Annotated in this window: 15 protein-coding genes and 1 pseudogene; 8 read left to right on the top strand and 8 right to left on the bottom strand. The window is 68.5% G+C overall.

Annotated features, from left to right (window positions below):
• Nucleotides 1-487 (bottom strand): urease subunit gamma (ureA, locus tag ACIRPT_RS35050; protein ID WP_403834764.1); only part of this gene is annotated, 487 nt, incomplete at its 3' end.
• 424 nt (nucleotides 488-911) lie between these two features.
• Here ureA and ACIRPT_RS35055 point away from each other — a divergent pair.
• From ACIRPT_RS35055 to ACIRPT_RS35080, 6 genes and pseudogenes are all read left to right on the top strand, one after another.
• The gene (locus ACIRPT_RS35055) at nucleotides 912-1469 is read left to right on the top strand and encodes a TetR/AcrR family transcriptional regulator (protein ID WP_403835025.1); all 558 of its coding nucleotides are present in this window, start codon (nucleotides 912-914) and stop codon (nucleotides 1467-1469) included.
• A 64-nt stretch (nucleotides 1470-1533) separates the two neighbouring features.
• Nucleotides 1534-2118 (top strand): TetR/AcrR family transcriptional regulator, encoded by a 585-nt coding sequence (locus ACIRPT_RS35060; protein WP_403834766.1) that lies wholly within the window; start codon nucleotides 1534-1536, stop codon nucleotides 2116-2118.
• A gap of 296 nt (nucleotides 2119-2414) precedes the next feature.
• On the top strand, nucleotides 2415-3509 hold the full coding sequence (locus ACIRPT_RS35065) for an agmatine/peptidylarginine deiminase (RefSeq protein ID WP_403834769.1): 1095 nt from the start codon (nucleotides 2415-2417) through the stop codon (nucleotides 3507-3509).
• 140 nt (nucleotides 3510-3649) lie between these two features.
• Entirely contained in the window at nucleotides 3650-4780 is a 1131-nt protein-coding gene (locus ACIRPT_RS35070; protein WP_403834772.1) for an agmatine deiminase family protein, read from the top strand.
• 543 nt (nucleotides 4781-5323) lie between these two features.
• Entirely contained in the window at nucleotides 5324-5752 is a 429-nt protein-coding gene (locus ACIRPT_RS35075) for a VOC family protein (protein WP_403834774.1), read from the top strand.
• A gap of 194 nt (nucleotides 5753-5946) precedes the next feature.
• Nucleotides 5947-6030 (top strand): annotated as a pseudogene (locus ACIRPT_RS35080) (AAA family ATPase); the annotation flags it as partial.
• A 32-nt stretch (nucleotides 6031-6062) separates the two neighbouring features.
• On the opposite strand, the gene ACIRPT_RS35085 reads toward ACIRPT_RS35080, so the two are convergent.
• Both ACIRPT_RS35085 and ACIRPT_RS35090 read right to left on the bottom strand, forming a co-directional pair.
• The gene (locus ACIRPT_RS35085) at nucleotides 6063-6353 is read right to left on the bottom strand and encodes a hypothetical protein (protein WP_403502712.1); all 291 of its coding nucleotides are present in this window, start codon (nucleotides 6351-6353) and stop codon (nucleotides 6063-6065) included.
• Between the two features lie 286 nt (nucleotides 6354-6639).
• On the bottom strand, nucleotides 6640-8697 hold the full coding sequence (locus tag ACIRPT_RS35090; protein WP_403834778.1) for a P-loop NTPase fold protein: 2058 nt from the start codon (nucleotides 8695-8697) through the stop codon (nucleotides 6640-6642).
• Nucleotides 8698-9156: 459 nt separating this feature from the next.
• On the opposite strand from ACIRPT_RS35090, the gene ACIRPT_RS35095 reads away from it, so the two are divergent.
• Together ACIRPT_RS35095 and ACIRPT_RS35100 are read left to right on the top strand one after the other, a co-directional pair.
• Nucleotides 9157-9990, top strand: coding sequence for an SAM-dependent methyltransferase (locus ACIRPT_RS35095; protein WP_403834780.1), 834 nt, complete (start codon nucleotides 9157-9159; stop codon nucleotides 9988-9990).
• Between the two features lie 496 nt (nucleotides 9991-10486).
• Entirely contained in the window at nucleotides 10487-11884 is a 1398-nt protein-coding gene (locus ACIRPT_RS35100; protein WP_403834782.1) for a condensation domain-containing protein, read from the top strand.
• 16 nt (nucleotides 11885-11900) lie between these two features.
• Here ACIRPT_RS35100 and ACIRPT_RS35105 read toward each other — a convergent pair whose 3' ends face one another.
• The 5 genes from ACIRPT_RS35105 to ACIRPT_RS35125 all read right to left on the bottom strand — a co-directional run bounded on the left by ACIRPT_RS35105 (nucleotide 11901) and on the right by ACIRPT_RS35125 (nucleotide 17536).
• Nucleotides 11901-12671, bottom strand: coding sequence for a GNAT family N-acetyltransferase (locus tag ACIRPT_RS35105; RefSeq protein WP_403834785.1), 771 nt, complete (start codon nucleotides 12669-12671; stop codon nucleotides 11901-11903).
• A 315-nt stretch (nucleotides 12672-12986) separates the two neighbouring features.
• Nucleotides 12987-14765 carry an ABC transporter ATP-binding protein gene (locus tag ACIRPT_RS35110; protein ID WP_403835028.1) on the bottom strand — a complete coding sequence of 593 codons (1779 nt, stop codon included), beginning with the start codon at nucleotides 14763-14765 and terminating at the stop codon, nucleotides 12987-12989.
• Between the two features lie 151 nt (nucleotides 14766-14916).
• Nucleotides 14917-15333 (bottom strand): lasso peptide biosynthesis B2 protein, encoded by a 417-nt coding sequence (locus ACIRPT_RS35115; RefSeq protein ID WP_403834788.1) that lies wholly within the window; start codon nucleotides 15331-15333, stop codon nucleotides 14917-14919.
• 69 nt (nucleotides 15334-15402) lie between these two features.
• The gene (locus ACIRPT_RS35120; protein ID WP_403834791.1) at nucleotides 15403-15660 is read right to left on the bottom strand and encodes a lasso peptide biosynthesis PqqD family chaperone; all 258 of its coding nucleotides are present in this window, start codon (nucleotides 15658-15660) and stop codon (nucleotides 15403-15405) included.
• A gap of 4 nt (nucleotides 15661-15664) precedes the next feature.
• Nucleotides 15665-17536, bottom strand: coding sequence for a lasso peptide isopeptide bond-forming cyclase (locus ACIRPT_RS35125; RefSeq protein ID WP_403834793.1), 1872 nt, complete (start codon nucleotides 17534-17536; stop codon nucleotides 15665-15667).
• Between the last annotated feature and the right edge of the window lie 24 nt (nucleotides 17537-17560).

Consider the following 17560-nt stretch of genomic DNA (forward strand, 5'->3'; position numbering starts at 1 on the left):
TGCCGTAGGCCGCGCCGCGGTCGAAGTCCAGCCGGGGATTGGCCTCGAAGAAGTGGAAGTGCGAGGTCACGCTGATCGGCACGCTCGCGGTGTTGCGCACGGCCACGAACCGGACCGGCTGGGGCCCGGCCGTTGCCCCGGCCCCAGGCAGCACTGCACCCGGGGCGTGTGCGCCGAGTCCGCCACCTTGGAACGGATCACTGACCACGGCCAGCCTCGATCCGTCGTCGAATACCGCCTCCACGTGGATCTCGGTAACGATGTCGGGCACGCCGGGAAGCACATCGCTGGGCCCGAGCGTCCTGCGGGCGGCCGTGATGGCTTCGGCGAGCCGGGCACCGTCGCGGGCCGCCTCGCAGACCGTGTCGGCTATCAGAGCCGTCGCCTCTGGCACGTTCAGGCGGCAGCCGCGCGCATGTCGTGCCCGGGCCAGTTCGGCGGCGCCGAACAACAACAGCCGGTCGCGTTCCGTCGGAGTCAGTCGCATGGCCGTGGCTCCCGGCAGCAGTTCGGGGCCGGCGTGTCGGCCGGAGCGTCCTTGTGCATGGTTGCGTCGCTTTCTGTGGCAGGTCAGCAGCGTCGTCTGGCCTGCAGATTGCCATTGACTGAAAATTCAGTCAATACGCGAGAGAGGTCTGGGCTGGGCGACTGGGTACCTGGTCTCTCGGGGGAGGGAGGTAGAGGGCGCCACGTGCCCATGGCGCCCGAGCCGAGCCGGGCGGGCAGCCGGTACCTGCCGATCTCCTCCGGACCGTCGGCGGCCAGAGCCGCGAAGGTGGGCAGCGGGCCGGGATGCTCGGACGCCCGGCACCCTCGATGCTTACTGAAGTTTCAGTCAATATAATGCTGAGAAGCAGAGCAAGAAGGGCCAGCTAAGGTGAGTAACCGTGAGTGACCGTAAAACAGCAATCATGGAGGCGGCCTCGCGGGTCATCGCCCGGCGGGGGGTCCGCGGACTGCGAGTCGACGAGCTGGCCGCCGAGGCCGGCGTGTCCACCGCGCTCATCTACTACCACTTCAAGGACCGGGCCGGCATCCTGCGCCAGACCTTGGAGTTCATCAACGACCGGGCCGGGAGCTACACCACCGACCGGGACCCGGCCGCCGCCCCCCTCGCCCCCCGGCAGGAGCTGGAGCAGACCCTGCTCCTGGAACTCCAGGACGACGAGGCCGTCCGGGAGAACAGCACGGCGTGGGGAGAGCTGCGCGCCAGCGCCATCTTCGAACCCCACCTGCGAGAGGACCTGGCCAAGGCCACGCTGGTCTGGGTCCAGGAGATCGCCGGACTGCTCGGCCGGATACGTCCCATGGCCACCGCCTCCGGCCTGACCGTCGCCGCCGAGCGACTGACGGTTCTGGTGGAAGGGCTCAGCATGCGCTGGCTCAGCGGCATCCTGCCTCTGGAGCACGCTCGTGAGCTGGTGCTGGACGCCATCGACGCGGAGTTGGAGCGGTTGGGCCGCCACTAGGGGCGGGCACTCCCGTCGAACGGTCCGTCAGCCCCCATCGGAGCCCAGTGGTTACGGTACGAATGTGACTACTCGACGAGCCAAACTCTTGGAAGCAACCTGCCGAGTGATAGCCCGGCGAGGGGTCCGGGGGCTGCGTGTGGAAGACGTCGCCGCCGAGGCGGGCGTCTCCAAGACGCTGATCTACTACCACTTCCGCGATCGCGGGGGCCTGGTCACCAGCGCCCTTGAGTACGTCAACGACCGGGCCGAAAGCTATGCGGGCATCGCGGAAGGCGACGACACTCCAGTCCGCGATCTGCTGCTCGCGCTACTGGCGGCGGAGTTCCAGGACGACACCACGGTGCGGGAGAACTCCGCGGTCTGGGGCGAGGTGCGTGCCGCCGCGACATTCGAGGAGGGGCTGCGGCGGACCCTCGCGTCACTGACCGAGCGCTGGCTCGTCGACGTCGCCGAGCTGATCGCGGACGGGCAGGACGACGGGAGCATCTGCGCGTCCGTCGACTCGCGGGCCGCCGCGGTCCGACTGACGTCCCTGGTGGAAGGGCTGAGCGGGCGCTGGCTGGCCGGCTTGCTCACCACTGCCGAGGCCAGGGCGCATGTGGCCACCGCGCTGGAGCGCGAGCTCGCCCGGAACACGCAGAGCTGACCTTCGCAAGGGGGCGGCAGGGGACACACGCCTCGGAAGTTGACTGAAAATCCAGTCAGTGCCACAGTGGGGGCACAGTGATACCGGGCTTCTTCTGGCGCGCCCGGACTCACGCACTACGCCCCGCCTCGACCGCACTGAGGGGTGTAGGCGGTGTGGCCGTACCCGATCTCACCGCAGGCGTCATCGACGCGAACGTCTCCGGACGACAGTGACGGGACCGCTTTCCCCTCTGGTCCGAACGGGACCCGACGGTCAACGACCGCCCGAACTCACGAATCCGATGTGGAGCCCCCATGAGCGAACTCCCCGTAGGCAAGTGGCCGCTCGATGCCTTCCGCGGTCCACGTCCGTCGCACGGGGCTCCGCCCGATGGCGCGGGAAGCCTCGGTTGGCGCGTGCCGGCCGACGACGTTCCGCATACCAGGACCTGGATGTCATGGCCCTCGCGAAGGTCCATCTGGGGCCGCCACCTGACGGGTGTCCAACAGGACATCGCCCTTATCGCCCGCACGGTCGCGGCATACGAGCCCGTGATCATGTGCGCGCCGGACGAAACCACCGTCGAGGCCGCGGAGGCCGCTTGCGGCGCTGACGTCACGGTCATCGACTCGATCCCCACGGACGATCTCTGGATGCGTGACACCTGCGCCGTCTTCCGGTGCGACGGCCGCGGGAACCTCGATGCCGTCGGCCTCAACTTCAACGGGTGGGGACGCAAGCAAGCGCATCACGACGACGCCGAAGTGGCCTGGTCCATCGCCGAATTGAACGGAATCGCCTTCACCGAGGCGGATGTTGTCGGGGAAGGCGGCTCCATCGAAACTGATGGCGACGGCACGGTGCTGGCCACCGAAAGCAGCCTGGTAAACAAGAACCGTAATCGCGGGATGACCCGGGACGATATCGAAGAGGCCGTACTGGCGGCTTACGGTGCCGAGAAGATGATCTGGGTTCCCGGTGTGCGAGGTCGGGACATCACCGACAACCACATCGACGTCACCTCCCGTTTCGTCAGCCCCGGCGTCGTCATGGTGCAGGTTCCGCCGGGCGACCGGCGCGACGTCTGGGCCGAGGACGCCCGCGAGCAGTTCGCCATCCTGTCCGCCGCGACCGACGCGAAGGGGCGGCGCCTCCAGGTGATCCGCGTGGACGGGCCGGACACCGTACGCTCGCGCAGCTCGACGTTCGTGGATTCGTACCTCAACTTCCATCTCGTCAACGGCGGTGTCATCACTGCCCAGTTCGGCGACGCAAGGGCGGACGCCGCGGCCCGCCGGACCCTGGCCGAGGCGTTTCCCGGTCGCGAGGTCGTCCAGTTGGATGTCGACCGCCTCATGGGCGGCGGCGGTGGAATTCACTGCTCCACCATGCACCAGCCCATTCCGTAGCCGGCCGCACGTCCGCACCTGCCCGGAATCGCCTCACCCCTCGCATACCCTTCATCCTCAGGGCCCTTAATTCAGGATCAGTTCTCCCTGGATACGGGCTCATCATTTGAATTCCGGAGTTCTCCGTGCCCCATCCCCCCATGCCCCGCCGCAATGTCCTGCGCTCTTTCGCCGGCATTGGCGCCCTCGCCCTAGGAGCGGTGGCCTGCGGTCCACGCGACACCCCGAACACCTCCCCCTCCGCCTCACAGAAGACGACGGGCCGACGGTTCGGTGCCGAGTGGGACAGCCACACCCGCACCTTCATGTCCTGGCCGGCCCTGGAGTCGGTCTGGGGTGATCAACTGCCGTCCGTCCGGGCGGATATCGCGCGCGTGGCCCGCGCGATCGCGGAGTACGAGGCCGTGGTCATGATGGCCCGTCCCGAACAGCAGGCCGCGGCACAGCAGGCATGCGGCTCCCAGGTCGAGGCGATCCCCCTCATGGTGGACGACCTGTGGGCGCGCGACACCGTGCCCCTGTTCGTCGAGGACTCCGGCGGGATCCTGGGCGTCGACCTCAACTTCAGCGGCTGGGGGAACAAGCAGGAGCACCGCTACGACGCCCAGGTCGGCCGCACCCTCCTTAAGAAGTACGACATTCCGCGCACCAAGGCCCCGCTGGTCGCCGAAGGCGGCTCCTTCGAGACGGACGGCGAGGGCACCCTGCTGATCACCGAGAGCTCGGTGGTCAACAAGAACCGCAACCCAGGGAAGAGCCGCGACCAGATCGAGGCCGAAATCAAGAGCAGCCTCGGCATCGAGAAGGTGATCTGGCTGGCCGGCGTGCGCGGCAAGGACATCACTGACGCGCATGTCGACAGCATCGCCCGGTTCACCGCACCAGGTGTCGTCCTCGTGGACCGTGCCTTCCCCGACAGTCCCCCCGACGTCTGGTCACGCGCGGCCGACCAGGCCAGGTCGGTACTCAAGGACACCACAGACGCTCGCGGCAAGTACCTGGAGGTCATCGACCTGCCCCAGCCCGACCTCGACAAGATCACCGGTCAGGGCGACGCCTTCGTCTCCACCTACGCGAACTTCTATGTCGCCAACGGCGCGGTGTTCCTCCCCCGCTTCGGCGACGCCCGGGCCGACGACCGGGCGAAGGGGATCCTGCAGGATCAGTTCCCCAAGCGCGACATCGTGCAGGTGAAGATCGACACCATCGCTTCGGGCGGTGGCGGCATCCACTGCTCGACCCACGACCAGCCCGGCAAGCCGGCCAAGTAGCGTGTGCCGAGCGGGTCAGTAGGCCCGGCTCACTGACCTGCTCAGTAATGATCTTCATGCTTCGGCAGACGTGCCTGTCCGGCCTGGCGGTTCGCCGGGGCTGGGGATGCCATCAGGACGTGGTGCGGCTCAGCAGGCGGCGCATGAGCGGGTCGACCATGCCTTGTGCCCGCATGATCTCCACGGGTGGCGGTCAGCCGACGAACCCGCGCAGCGCGGGGTGATCGCGTCAGACGGCCACAGCCCCTCGACGGCCTGAAGTTCGCGGGACGCCGGAGGCATGTGCGGGGCGTCGGCCCCATTGGCGGTGCCGTCCTTTCGCGGGCTCTTCGCAGCGCGCATGTTGAGCTGGTCGGGCGGCGCGATCGCTCCCGCCGCGAATGCGGGAGCGGCTGACGTGACCGGGATCAGCGGCCGTGCCAGACCGTCCGGTTTGATCACTTGGCGTCCGAGGTGTCCGAGCTGGCCAAGGGGCGACGGGGGTGCGGGGCCCCCTGGGGAATTGATCGGCGGAGTCCCAAGTCCCCTTGGTACGGTGCTCCGATGGCCACGATCAGGAAGTTCCAAGTCACCTTTGACTGCGCCGAACCTGAGCGTCTCGCTCGTTTCTGGTGTGAGGTGTTGGGGTACGTCGTACCGCCGCCCCCGGAGGGGTTCGCCACTTGGGACGATTTCAAGGGTTCGCAGCCACCTGAGCAGCGGGATTCATGGTTCGCCTGCATAGACCCCTCAGGTGTGGGCCCGCGACTGTACTTCCAGCGCGTCCCCGAAGGGAAGGCCGCCAAGAACCGGGTGCATCTTGATGTGCGGGTCGGCACCGGACTCGTGGGTGAGGAGCGTCTCGCCGTACTTGAGGCCGAACGTGCCCGCCTGGTCCCGCTCGGCGCGGTCCACTTGCAAACGCTGTACGACGGCAATGATTCGTGTATCCCGATGCTGGACATCGAGGGCAACGAGTTCTGTATCGACTGAGGGGCAGCGAACGTGTCCTCGTTCTGTCCCCAGGGGGTCAAGACGAAGAACGGCCCGACCTGCTGGGGCGTCTACGAGCTCTCACCGCAGGGCTACTCGTTCGCGTTCGGCCTGAACTCCCTCGGGTTCATGCCGCTCGGCTTCGTCGACTGCCGCCTGGCCGGGCGCAGGAACATCTGGCACGGGACGGGGCCTTCGGCGGCAACATCATCGAGACCGGCACCGACCCCTACCGCCTCGCCATCACCCGAGCCCGAGCGGAACAACAACTGGCCGCTGGATCACCACGCATGGGGCTCCGTGACCGGCATCAGTGCTCGCGGATCCTTGACCACCACCAGCCGCCGACCGTCCGTTCGCTCACCGGCCCAGGGTCCGGCAGAGTGCGACGCTCGAACTCGTCGTCGATGCGAGCGATCAGCCGGCCCAGATCACGCCGGGCACCGCGCGGGAGGTGAAGCATGGCCTCCTCCAGATCATCGCGGGCATCCTCCACCTCCCGCCCGGGCTGCCAGACCTGGGACGCGTTCAGATAACGGCCGGGGTGCTTGAACGCCCACTCGAAACGGGCGAGTGCGTCAGCAACCGCGTCAGGCCACATCCGCTCATGTTCCACACGGCGAACAGCGGCATGTGTCTTCGCGGAAACGCCACGGATCCGCCGAACTACAACATGTCTGTGAGGCCGCCATCGCTCAGCGCGGACGGCCTTCGGGCGCCTACGCGGCATCGCCCTTTCTGATCAACATGGCAGCATCCTGCCACGAACGGGGCCGGCTCCGCACGCGCGATCGAACTCCACGCCACCTCGGGTGCTCTTACTTCTCACCCTGTCGCCTGAAAGACGCCGGCACCGGCGAGATCCCCCAACGAAGCAGGGTGACCCGTCAGGCGGGCCATCCCCGGGCAGGCGGCGAATCCCAGGCCTCTCGGAAGCGTTGAAGCACGAGTCGTGCGCCGGCGGGTGACACCGCCAGTTCGAGTCGTGCTTCGGCGAGCCTTTGCAGATTCCCGTCAGGACCTACTGACTGGATCACGTCGGAGGTGGGGAACTGCCTGCTGGTGAAGAAGCCCAGGAGGGTCAGCATGAAGTCGCAATAGGCCGCGACTTCTGCCCACGGCTGCTGCTCTCCGGGCTCGCTGCCCAGGGCGGTTCCGGGCGGCGTGGCGCTCGCGGTCATCAGCCGCTCGACTGCGTCGTAGGTGCGGGACGCCTGCCCGTGGACGGACTGCTCCTGCAGCCGCAGGACCGTCCGGCGGATGTGGTCGAACCGTGCTTCCCAGCCGCCCTCGACGCCATTTCTGGCGAGGCGTACGCGGAACCCCATGAGGGTCTCCCGTAGTTCCTCTTCGAGTAATTTCCCTGCTACTTCGGGCAGTTGACTGCCACGGGCGTCGGGCTGATCGGGAATCTGCACCATCCTGCGGGTGTACCGGATCAGGTCGCGGGTGATGCCTCCGGAGAGGCAGTGCGCGAGCGCGATGAAGGGCGCGGTCAGGCCGGGCACCCGGTTCTCGAGGATGCCGCGTGACTCCTCCAGCGTCCGGGGCTCGACGTGGACGATGTCGTCGAGCGAGCTGTCGAGGATGTCCCGGGACGCGAGGCCCCGGCCGATGAAGTCCGCACCGACGTCCTCGGCCACGGAGATCAGGAAGTACACGTTCGGTATGCCGAAGACGGCCTTGATCTCGGCCAGCAAGGCGCGCGCCTTCTCGGCCGTGCCGATCCGGTCCACCTCGTCGATGATGATGAATATCCTGCCGACCGCGTTCTGCGCTTCCGCTGCTGCACGTCTTTCTTGTGCCATGCGTTCCAGCAACTCCCGGAAGTGGGTGACCAGTTCGGGAAGGGTGAACGTACGCGACGAGAGGGTGGTCGTCCTGCCGGCCCCCACATTCCCGGCAGGGAAGGGGGTGAGGCCCGCGTTGGCGGCCAGACTGGTGCTCTGGAGTGTCCGCAGGTGGTACAGGTAGTTGACACACTCCTTGAGGAGGGGCGACCTGCGGCGCCGCTTCAGCAGCGTGGCACCCAGTGAGAGCCCCAGCGCAGCGAGCGGGATGCGCGTAAGCCAGACGTGCTCCCTCCACAGCCGCAAGGCGGTTCCCGATAGCGCGCCCCATGCGTCGGACAGCCACGTATACACGCTGCCCCCGAGTGAAACCCGCAGTGCATGCGCAACGGGCGCAAATGCAACGGCCACCAGCAGTACGGCGACCAGCAGCCGGACCCAGTAAGACAGTGCGTTCCGCAGCCGTGTTGTGAGGTGCTTCCGAAGCTTGACCAGGAAGAGGAAGGAAGAGTCGACCTTGTACCCGTGGAGCTTCAGGAACCGCTCACACACCTGTTGAAACAGCGAGAGCAGAAACTCTTGGGGTACGTAGGCGGCCGGGAGCTGTACCGGAACGACCAGGTCCGCAGCGGACCAGCTCTGCTCGCACGCCTTGAGGAGTGTGCTCTTCCCGACCCCGCGCGGACCGGATATCGCGATGGTCCCGCCGTCCATCAGCCCCATCTTCGTGCCCAAGCTCTGCAACTCTCGGTGCGGAACCACATAGCGCAGGTCGTGTACCTCGATGAGCCCTAAGAGATCGGGAGTGACGAGCAGGGTTTCGTGACTTTCGCCTATGAGTCTCCGCAGTGTCGGCCGTACCTGGGACGACAGCGCGGCGGACAGCGACTTCGCCCACTGGCGCCGCATGAAGGCGACTTGCCAACGCAAGGCCTGCAGCATGACCAGCTGCGGCAGCCTTGCGGGTAAAGAAGGCGTCCGCTCGTACCTCTCCACCGCGATGGTTCTTTGTTCCACGGCGTCCTGGTAGTCGTCGTACTCCCGATATCCCGCATTCAGGACCTGTCCGACCACTCGTGCAGTGTGGAACTCCTCCGTCAGTTGCGCCTCGCCCACGCCGGTAGTCCGGCTCTGGCCCACATAGGCCTTGAGCACGGCATCCTCGGCGGTGAGCCGGCGGACGGCGTTTCGGTAGGTGGCCTCGTCCTCGGGACGGCTCCACACCCACCGCGCTGGCCTTGACTCCACCCGTGCGCCCCCCCATAGCCCGTAGTCCGTAGTCCCGTCCGACACGACGGCGCGGACGACCTTCACTACCGTGCATCTGCGACTGCCAGAGCATATGCACTGGATGAAGGGTTTGCCCCAGCCTCACCCCGCTCCGTCGGTGGAGAGGAACCGGGGCCTTCCGGTCGGGGGTGGTCGCGCTGGCATGCGAGAGAGTTGCTGCAGGTCGCACGAATGAGCGAGACCTGCCCCATGCTGGCGATCGCTGCAATATTCAGGGCTTTCGCCGGATAAGAGTCCACTGACTGACCGACCCCGTTCGCCACGCAGTGACACCATCGTGCTGCGCGATGCCCGTCCGATCGTCGAGATTGCCTGTGAGGCACCATGTCCAGTGCGACGCCCGATAAGCGCGTTCCCTCGTATATCGATCCGACAAAACCCAGTATCGCCAGGGTGTATGACGCCTTCCTCAACGGCACCGACAACTACGAGGTGGACCGCGAGGTGGTCCGGAGTGTGAAGAAGGCCGCTCCGGAGGCCGCGGACCTGGCAGTCGAGAACCGTGCCTTCCTGATCCGCGCGTGCCGGTTCCTGGCCGGCCAAAGCGGCATCACCCAGTACCTGGACTGCGGTTCGGGCCTGCCCACCGCAGAAAACACCCACCAAGTGGTGCAGCGGATCAACCCGGACTCGCGGGTCGTCTACGTGGACAACGACCCACTGGTGCTGGCCCACAGCCGCGCGCTGCTGGAGGAGGACGAGAGCACCGTCATTGTCAGCGAGGACATCTTCGAGCCGGAGAGGCTGCTGCAGAACGAAGTCGTGCGGTCCAAGCTGGACTGGAACGAGCCGATCGCGCTGCTGCACATGGGCACGCTGCACCACTACAACGGCGAGGAAGCGCGTTCCCGCAAGGACATCATGCGCGCCTACATCGAGGCATTGCCGTCCGGCTCCTACGTGGCGATCAGTCACTTCCTGGACCCGGAGGACGAGTACAGCGCGACCGCCCGGAAGATGGAGGACATGTTCCTGCACAGCATGATGGGCAGTGGCACCTTCTCCACCCGGGCCGAGCTTGAGGAGCTGTTCAACGGTCTGGAGATCGTCGCCCCAGGCCTGGTGCAGTGCGTCGACTGGTGGCCGGACGGCCCGCGACTCAAGCAGCTGAACGCAGCCCAGCGGTGCATCGCCGGTGGCGTGGCCGGCAAGCCGTAAGTCACGCACCAGCCTTCACCGAACAGCTCCGACAGCTCCACCACCCGGATTGCGCCGCGATGCGCCCATGCAACTACGGCAGACGTCCGAGTGGTGGACTCGACCGATGGCAGCGCCCGGCGCCTCTCGCACCGCGGTCGTTCCCTGCTCATCTAACGAGCGGTCCGGAGCAGATGTATCGCCGTGTCGTTGCTGCGAGACCGGCAGCTGCCGGGCCGCAGCGTGGCAGAGCGCGCTACTGCGAGTGACCACCCCTCAGTGCGAGTCGGTGGACCCCGATCCGCGCGGGCGAGCTGTGCCTGCGCGCATGGGCCCACGCCCAGCTGAGTGACGTCGCGGCTGCCCCGGATTGGCGTTAGCGGAATTCCGGAATGCTGACCTTCGGATGGTGTGCGGCGCTTTGCGTCTCCTTGCCGAACGAGTGGTTACGGTGCCGTGCCTTCGCCGAACTCGTCAGCAGTTCGCGCCAAGGGGAACCGACACGACAAGGAGTTGCATGATCCAGGTATCCATCGAGAATGTGGAAATCCTCCCAGGGCACCTCTTCGAATGGAGGATGACTTCTCCGAAGAGGGTCGACATCGCCGGACCGTCCCCATCGGGCGAACCCACGGCCTACAACCAGGCGAAACATTTCACCGTCGCCCAGGATGTCCGTAGGGCGAACAAAGCCGCCAGCTTCTACATTGCCGGCACCTTCGACCTTCCCGGTCCCGTAGACCGTAACGCTCTTGGCGCCGCCCTGCTGCACTTCGCCCGACGGCACGACGTGCTGCGCTCCAGTTTCCAGCAGCTTGGCGGCGACGTGTCCTGCGATGTCCTCGAACCGGACGACGTGCAGGTCGACGAGCACGACCTGGGGTTCGTCGACTCCTCCGCCGGAGTGCGCGAACGCCTGCACCAGACGTTCCAGCTGGTCGACCCGCTGTCCTGGCCCCTGATCGTCATGGGCGCGGTGATCAGGGATACCTCCGCCACGATCTGGTTTGCCTGTGACCATCTGGTGACCGACGGGCTGTCCACGCCCATCGCCATGAACGACATCGCGGAGGCCTACGAGGCGTACGCGAACGGCCGCGCCCCCGCTCTCCCGGAAACCGGTAGTCACCTCGCCTTCAACCGCGAGCAGCGCCGCCAGAACGCCGCTATGGACGCTGACGACGCGCGGCTGGATTATTGGAAGGCATTCATCGCGGATAACGGCGAATTCTTCCCGCGGTTCCCGCTGGATCTCGGTGTGGAGCCTGACCGCTTGTACCCCACGGTCAACGAAACGGAGAAGTTCCTCGACGCCGACCAGCTCGAAAGCCTGGAGGCCGCGTGCCGTGCCGCCGGGGGGAGGCTCTTCATGGGCCTTCTGGCCGCCGTCGGCGTCGCTCTCAGGAAAGAGGGCGGACCAGACATCTACCGTTGCCTCATGCCGGTCAGCAACCGTGGCCGGGGTCCCTACGCGCACACCATGGGCTGGTTCGTCAATCCGGTGCCCCTCGCCTTTCCCGTGGCGGACGGACTGGACTTCACGGCCGTCATGGCCCATGTGCGCGCCGCGACCGAAGAGATGAAACAGCACATAGACGTTCCCTTCGTGAAGGCATGGGAGCTGCTGGCCCCGGAGGAGTACGAGAGGGGCCTCTGGCCGTATCCCGTGAACGTCTTCTCCTACCTCGACTACCGGCGGTCGCCCGGAGCGCAGCACCACGTGTCCCGGAACGCGAGGAAACACGTGTGGGGTTCGCGGACCAACGGCTACGGCTCGTGGATGCACCGGTCCGACACCGGTCTGTACATGAACTTGCTGTACACCGACACACCCCAGGCCCGGGACGTCATGCCTGCGTACGTGGAAACACTCACGCGGACACTGAAGAAGCTGGCGCGCGAGGCAGCTTTCTGATGAAGAAGCCGGGGTGTCAGTGCGTGGCGAGGCGCGCCGCCACGCAAGGGTCCTCGTTGCGGTAGCCGAGGCGGGTGTAGAGCCGCTCGGCGGGGGTGTTGTCGGCCAGCTGCCAGAGGGTGCAGAAGCCGTGGCGGCGTACGGCGTACCGGGTCAGCCAGGAGGTCAGGGCCGCTCCCAGACCCTGGCCGCGCAGGCGGGCGTCCGTCGCGACGGATGCCATGAGGGGGGCGCCGCTGTCCCGCAGGGTGCTGAGCGCGCCGCAGGCCACCAATCGCCCGTCTCCGTCCGGGGCGCGGATGCCGGCCCACAGGCGGACGTCGACGGATCCGGGGCCGGTGGAGTGTGCCGGGCTGTGCTCCTTGAGAAAGGCGAAGAGCTCCTCGTGGTGGCCCTCATCCAGCGGGACGACCCGGTTCTCGGCCCGGTGGACGGCGGGTTCCTCCAGCGTCCAGCGGAACACCCACTCGACCGCGCCGGTCACCGGGAGGTGTCGGCCGACCAGGCTGTCGATGCCGCGGGGGCCGGTGAACTCCCGCACCCGGTCGGGCATCCCGTGCGCGGCGCGTACGACGAGGCCCGCGGCGGCATCGGGCTCGCCGACGCTCCACACATGGCCACGGGCGGCGTCGAGCCAGGCGGCGGCGGCATCACCGGACCAGCCGATCCGGTCGGCCGAGCGCTGCCGAGCGGCGCCGAAACGCAGCAGGGCGGAACCGGTCCGGTGCTCCAGGCCCTGGTTGAACAGCTCTGCGGTCCGGGGTACGAGGAGGGGCGTTGCCTGCATCGCTCTCTGAGGAAGGACGTCGGTACATGGGGCGTGCGCGGGCGGGCCGGATGCGCAAAGGGCGCGGCCGGGCTCGTCCGTCTGGGGTTGGGGGTACCGGCGGCGGCTGCGCACCCGCGCGCCCGGCCGACCGGTTCACCCACTGTCGCACACTGCCCCTGGCCTGGGGCAAATCGCAGGCCAGGGCGCCAAACGATCACCGTTGTCGCCAGGGCGCGCCCGGCTCGGCTGATGAAGAGCCGAGACGGAACGAGCGCAGCGAGTGCAGTGCACCAGACGCCGCCGCCCCTCCGACTCTGACCCATCGGACACGACCTAGTGGTTCATGAGCTGTGTACGTGCCAGCTCGCCGTACAGGGCGTCGTTCCTCATCAGCTCCGTGTGGGTCCCCACTGCCCGTACCCGCCCGGCCTCCATGACCACGATCCGGTCGGCGGTGGTCACGGTGGACAGACGGTGTGCGACGACGAGGACGGTCGTGCGGTGTGCGGCTTCCGTGATGGTCTCGCGCAGCGCCGCTTCGTTGGCCGCGTCGAGCTGGGAGGTGGCCTCGTCCAGCAGCAGGAGTCTTGGCCGGCGCAGCAGGGCGCGGGCGATCGCCACGCGCTGTCGCTCGCCGCCGGAGAGCCTGCTGCCCCGGTGGCCGACGTGGGTGTCCAGGCCGTGGGGCAGCTGGTCCGCCACCGTGTCGAGCCGGGCCTGATGCAGGACTTGGGCGAGTTGCGCATCGCCGGCGTCGGCGGATCCCAGGGTCAGGTTGTCGCGCAGGCTGCCCGCGAGGACGGGGGTGTCCTGTTCGGCATAGCCGATGGCCGCGCGGAGTTCGGCCAGGGGCCACTGCCGCACGTCCCTGCCGTCCAGCAGCACCCGTCCGCCCTCCGGCTCGTAGAAGCGTTCGATGAGGGAGAAGACGGTGGTCTTGCCCGCACCGGACGGGCCGACGATCGCGGTCAGGCCGCCGCCGGGGACCGCGAAGGAGACCTGGTGGTGGACGTGGGGGAGCCCCGGCCGGTAGGCGAAGCGGACTTGATCGAACGTCACGGTGGCGGGGAGCGGGTGCCGTTCACGCGTGGCGAGGAGTGACCCCCGTTCTTGTGGAGCGGGGGGCAGGTCCGGCTTCATGACCGTCGCTTCCTCGGCCTCGAACGACGCTTCCCGTCCCCCGGCCCGGCCCCCCTCCCTCTCCGCCTCGCCCAGCTCCTCGATCTCCAGCTCCTCCGCCTCCCGGATGCGGGCGGCGGCGGCCGATCCGATCTGGAGCTGGCCGATTCCTTCGACGACTTGGCCGATCCGGGGTGCGAGGGCGAAGAGGTAGAGGAGGAAGGCGACGAGCGTGGAGACGCCGATGGCGCCGGAGGTGACGCGTGCGCCGCCGACTCCCAGGACGGCCAGGAAGCAGACCTGGATGACCACCGCTGACAAGGTCGAGGACACCGCCTCCCAGGCGGCGGCGCGCACCCCGGTGCGGCGGGCGTGCTCGGCCGCCCGGTGCAGCGCCTCGGCCTCCCGCTGTTCGGCGCCCGACGCCTTGACCGTGCGGAAGGCACCCAGGACCCGTTCGAGCGCGGCTCCCATCAGGCCGACCGCTTCCTGGGTGTGCCGGGTGGCACGGCCGATACGCGGGGACACGAAGGCGACGAGGACGCCGACCAACGCGATCACGGCAAGCGTCACGCAGAGCAGCACGGGGTCGAGGAGCCCCATCATCACGACCGTCGCGACGGTGACCAGGGTGCCGGTGACCGCGGCTGACACCGCCTGGGGGGCGCTTTGCCGCAGCAGCGCCGTGTCGGAGGTGACCCGGGCGATCAAATCGCCCGGTTCGGTGCGTTCCACGACCGGCACCCGCAGCCGCAGCAGCCGGTCGGCGAGTCGGCATCGGGCGGTGCGGACGACCGACTCCGCCGACCAGTTCAGTACGTAGTGGCCGAGCCCCGCGAGGAGCCCGCCCGCCACTACCAGCAGGCTGAGCGTCACCATGGGGCCGGCCGCCGGCTGCCCCTGCCCCATGGTGTCCATCACGCGCTTGGCAGCCATGGGCTGGGCCAGTCCCAGCAGACTGCCCAGCAGGCCCAGCAGTACTCCGGCGAGCATGCGCCCGCGCTGCGGACGGAGATGTCCGGCGAGAGCCAGGTGTCCGAACCAACGGCCTCGAACCGTATCGGAGTCGGCCGCCAGGTCGGGTGATACGCGGGTCCCGTCGTCGGCGCGGCGGGTGCCGGCGGGAGGTGCCGTCGTCACCGCCTCACTCCACGGCGAAGAAGCGCTGGAAGTAGCCGGCCGGCGTGCCCTCGCCGACGGGTTCCCCCTCGGCCTCCACCCACGCGTGCGCGGCGAACGGCGGGCGCGTGCGCACGCCCACGCACCAGGTGGGCCACTGGCCGTAACAGCGGCAGAGCAGCGCGGTGGCAAGGGACCGTGGCAGGCACCCCTTGTTCCCCGCGGCCGTCAGGCTCACGGCGAGCACCGTCTGCCGGGCCAGTTCGGCCTCGGCGAGCGTGGCGGGTTTCGCCCCTCGGCGCAGCCTCCCCAGGACTGAGCGGATGCGGCCCGGTGGCAGAGTGGCCAGCACATGTGCGCAGCCCACCACCGCCCGGGCCGCCCAGCGGCGGGCCATGGGGACGGAGCGGGGGTGGTAGGCAACCGCTTCCGGCATCGACATTCCGTACCTCTTCCCGGCGGACGGAGGGGGCAGGCGAATGGGGAGGGTGGAGCGTGGCCGCCCGGGCGGCTACGGCGTGATGATGCCCGCGGAGCGCAGGTCGTCGACGATGCCGGTGACGTCCTGCGCGATCTGATCCGCGTCGGCGCCCTCGTACTGCCTGGCGAGAGCCTCCACGGCCTGTTCGGTGCCGCGGCCGTCGAGCAGCGTGCGCAGGACGACGGCAGCTGTCGGGTTGAGGGTCCAGTACTCGGCGCTCTTCTGGTCGAGCAGCGCCATTCCGTACTCGGTCTCGGTGAGCAGAACACCGGGTTTCAACGTGACCATCGATTCACCTCTCCTTGCTGGTCAGGGGCCGTGCCGGGGTCATCTCCCGGGAGCGCAGCCACACTTCGGCCGCTACGGTCGCATGCAGCTGATAGCTCTCCGCCTCCGCCGACAGGGACCGGCGGCACCACTCGCGCAGGATCCCTTCGTCGACCAGACCGAGCCGGGCCAGCCGCGATTCCTCGCACAGCGCCAGCAGCCCGGCACGGTGTTTGCGCAGTCCCGTCTCCTCCTCGAAGGTGGCGTTGGCCTTGGTGGCGCGGGTGCGGCCGGCCTCCGGCACAATGCCGCGCATGGCCTCGACGATCAGCGGTTTGTACCGCCAGGGACTGATCCGCTCCGATGTTCGGACGGCCAGGCACGCCTCGATGACGCGGTCGTCGTAATAGGGAGCAGCCACGGTGATCCCCAGCGGCGCCGCCATCTGCCCGATGTGCCGGGTCCACTGGGAGATGCCTTCCATCGCGGCCAGCTCGCGGTGCTCGCCGTGCCCCCTGCCCCGCGGCTCCGCGTCGGGGAGGCGGGCGCGGAGGAGTTCGCGCGCCGCAGCAACGGCCTCGGGGGTGGCCCAGGGCGGCATACGGGGTGGCACGGACCAGTCCAGCAGCGGCTCGTCCGCGCCCGGCGCCGGCTCGGTCAGGTCCCGGGCGACACGGCCGAGCCAGTCCTGGTAGGAACGGCGGTCCAGGAGCTGGCGCAGCACCTTCCGCCGGGGCCATCGGTACTTGGCGCCATACCCTCGTACATCGCGCAGCGCGGTGAGGGGATGGGTGCGCATCAGTGTGTGCAGGCGGGCCGGCGTTCCGGCGAGGAGCTCGTCGCCTCCCAGACCGGTCAGATGCAGGCCGGATGTCTGGCCTGCCGCCAGTGCCACGATGTGCATCCGGCGGTTGCGGTCGACGGTGAGCATGCTGGGCGTGTCCAGGATGTCGTGGAGCTTGTCGATGCCGTCGAAGGTCATGGGCGTGTCCCAGGCCGGTACGACGTGGTGCTCGACCGATTCCAGCGCCTGGACGGTCCGCCGTGCCCAGTACACATCGTCACCGAGTTCGTCGTGGACGGCGGCGGTGTACGCGATGACCTTCGCGGTCCCGCGCGCCGCGGCGCAGCACACGGCGGTGGAGTCCAGCCCGCCCAGGTCGGCCGTCACCAGGTCGCGGCCCCGGGTCCGGGCGTCGACGGCGGCGGTCAGCGCCTCGCGCAGGCGCACGGCGCCCACTGCCAGGGGGACATCGGGGTCGGGCGGTGTCCACCAACGTGTCGTCCGGGCCCGTCCCCCCGAATCGAGGCTCACGTAGTGGCCCCCGGGCAGGGCATGGACACCGCGCCACAGTGGGGAGCCGGCCAGCGGGTAAGGCACGCCCGAGGTGAGCAGCTCAAGAGCAACGCGGCGTTCATCCAGTTCGGCGCCGGTCAGTTCGGCGAGGACATCGGCCCGGTCGGACGCCACGCTCACGCGGCCGGAGCCCGGGAGCATCGCGTCGGCGTGGAACACGCGTCGCAGGTCGACGACGCCGCCCTGCGCCCGGACCAGCCCGCCCCCGCTGGCCACGAGGTGGAAACTACCGGTCCAGGTGGCGCTGCTCCGGTCCAGCGCCGCGAGGGAGCCCGCCGAGACCGCCTCTGCCGCGGCACGCTCGGCATCCCGGGCGGTGACGGCGTGCTCCCCGAGCACCGCGACGCGGGTTCCGCCGCGCTCGCCCAGCACGATCGTCTCGGATGCCCAACGGCCCACCAGCCAGGGCCTTCCGGACGCGTGGCACAAGCTCTGAGCCGCGTGGGAACGGGCCTTCGCGGCGAGGACGGCCGCCGCGTCCGTATCGGGCAGGACAACGAACCAGGTGCGCAGGGCCTTGAGGGACAGGAATTCATCCACGGCTATGGCCTTCGGTCGTCGGGG

The sequence above is a fragment of the Streptomyces sp. NPDC101227 genome (genome assembly GCF_044767545.1).
Taxonomy (GTDB): domain Bacteria; phylum Actinomycetota; class Actinomycetes; order Streptomycetales; family Streptomycetaceae; genus Streptomyces.

What these genes read in the sequence shown, in the direction of transcription:
- ACIRPT_RS35110 (WP_403835028.1), bottom strand. Translation starts at nt 14,765, where the DNA reads ATGCTCGCCGGAGTACTGCTGGGCCTGCTGGGCAGTCTGCTGGGACTG.
- ACIRPT_RS35105 (WP_403834785.1), bottom strand. Translation starts at nt 12,671, where the DNA reads ATGCAGGCAACGCCCCTCCTCGTACCCCGGACCGCAGAGCTGTTCAAC.
- ACIRPT_RS35120 (WP_403834791.1), bottom strand. Translation starts at nt 15,660, where the DNA reads ATGGTCACGTTGAAACCCGGTGTTCTGCTCACCGAGACCGAGTACGGA.
- ACIRPT_RS35085 (WP_403502712.1), bottom strand. Translation starts at nt 6,353, where the DNA reads ATGTGGCCTGACGCGGTTGCTGACGCACTCGCCCGTTTCGAGTGGGCG.
- ACIRPT_RS35075 (WP_403834774.1), top strand. Translation starts at nt 5,324, where the DNA reads ATGGCCACGATCAGGAAGTTCCAAGTCACCTTTGACTGCGCCGAACCT.
- ACIRPT_RS35070 (WP_403834772.1), top strand. Translation starts at nt 3,650, where the DNA reads ATGCCCCGCCGCAATGTCCTGCGCTCTTTCGCCGGCATTGGCGCCCTC.
- ACIRPT_RS35100 (WP_403834782.1), top strand. Translation starts at nt 10,487, where the DNA reads ATGATCCAGGTATCCATCGAGAATGTGGAAATCCTCCCAGGGCACCTC.
- ACIRPT_RS35055 (WP_403835025.1), top strand. Translation starts at nt 912, where the DNA reads ATGGAGGCGGCCTCGCGGGTCATCGCCCGGCGGGGGGTCCGCGGACTG.
- ACIRPT_RS35115 (WP_403834788.1), bottom strand. Translation starts at nt 15,333, where the DNA reads ATGTCGATGCCGGAAGCGGTTGCCTACCACCCCCGCTCCGTCCCCATG.
- ACIRPT_RS35065 (WP_403834769.1), top strand. Translation starts at nt 2,415, where the DNA reads ATGAGCGAACTCCCCGTAGGCAAGTGGCCGCTCGATGCCTTCCGCGGT.
- ACIRPT_RS35095 (WP_403834780.1), top strand. Translation starts at nt 9,157, where the DNA reads ATGTCCAGTGCGACGCCCGATAAGCGCGTTCCCTCGTATATCGATCCG.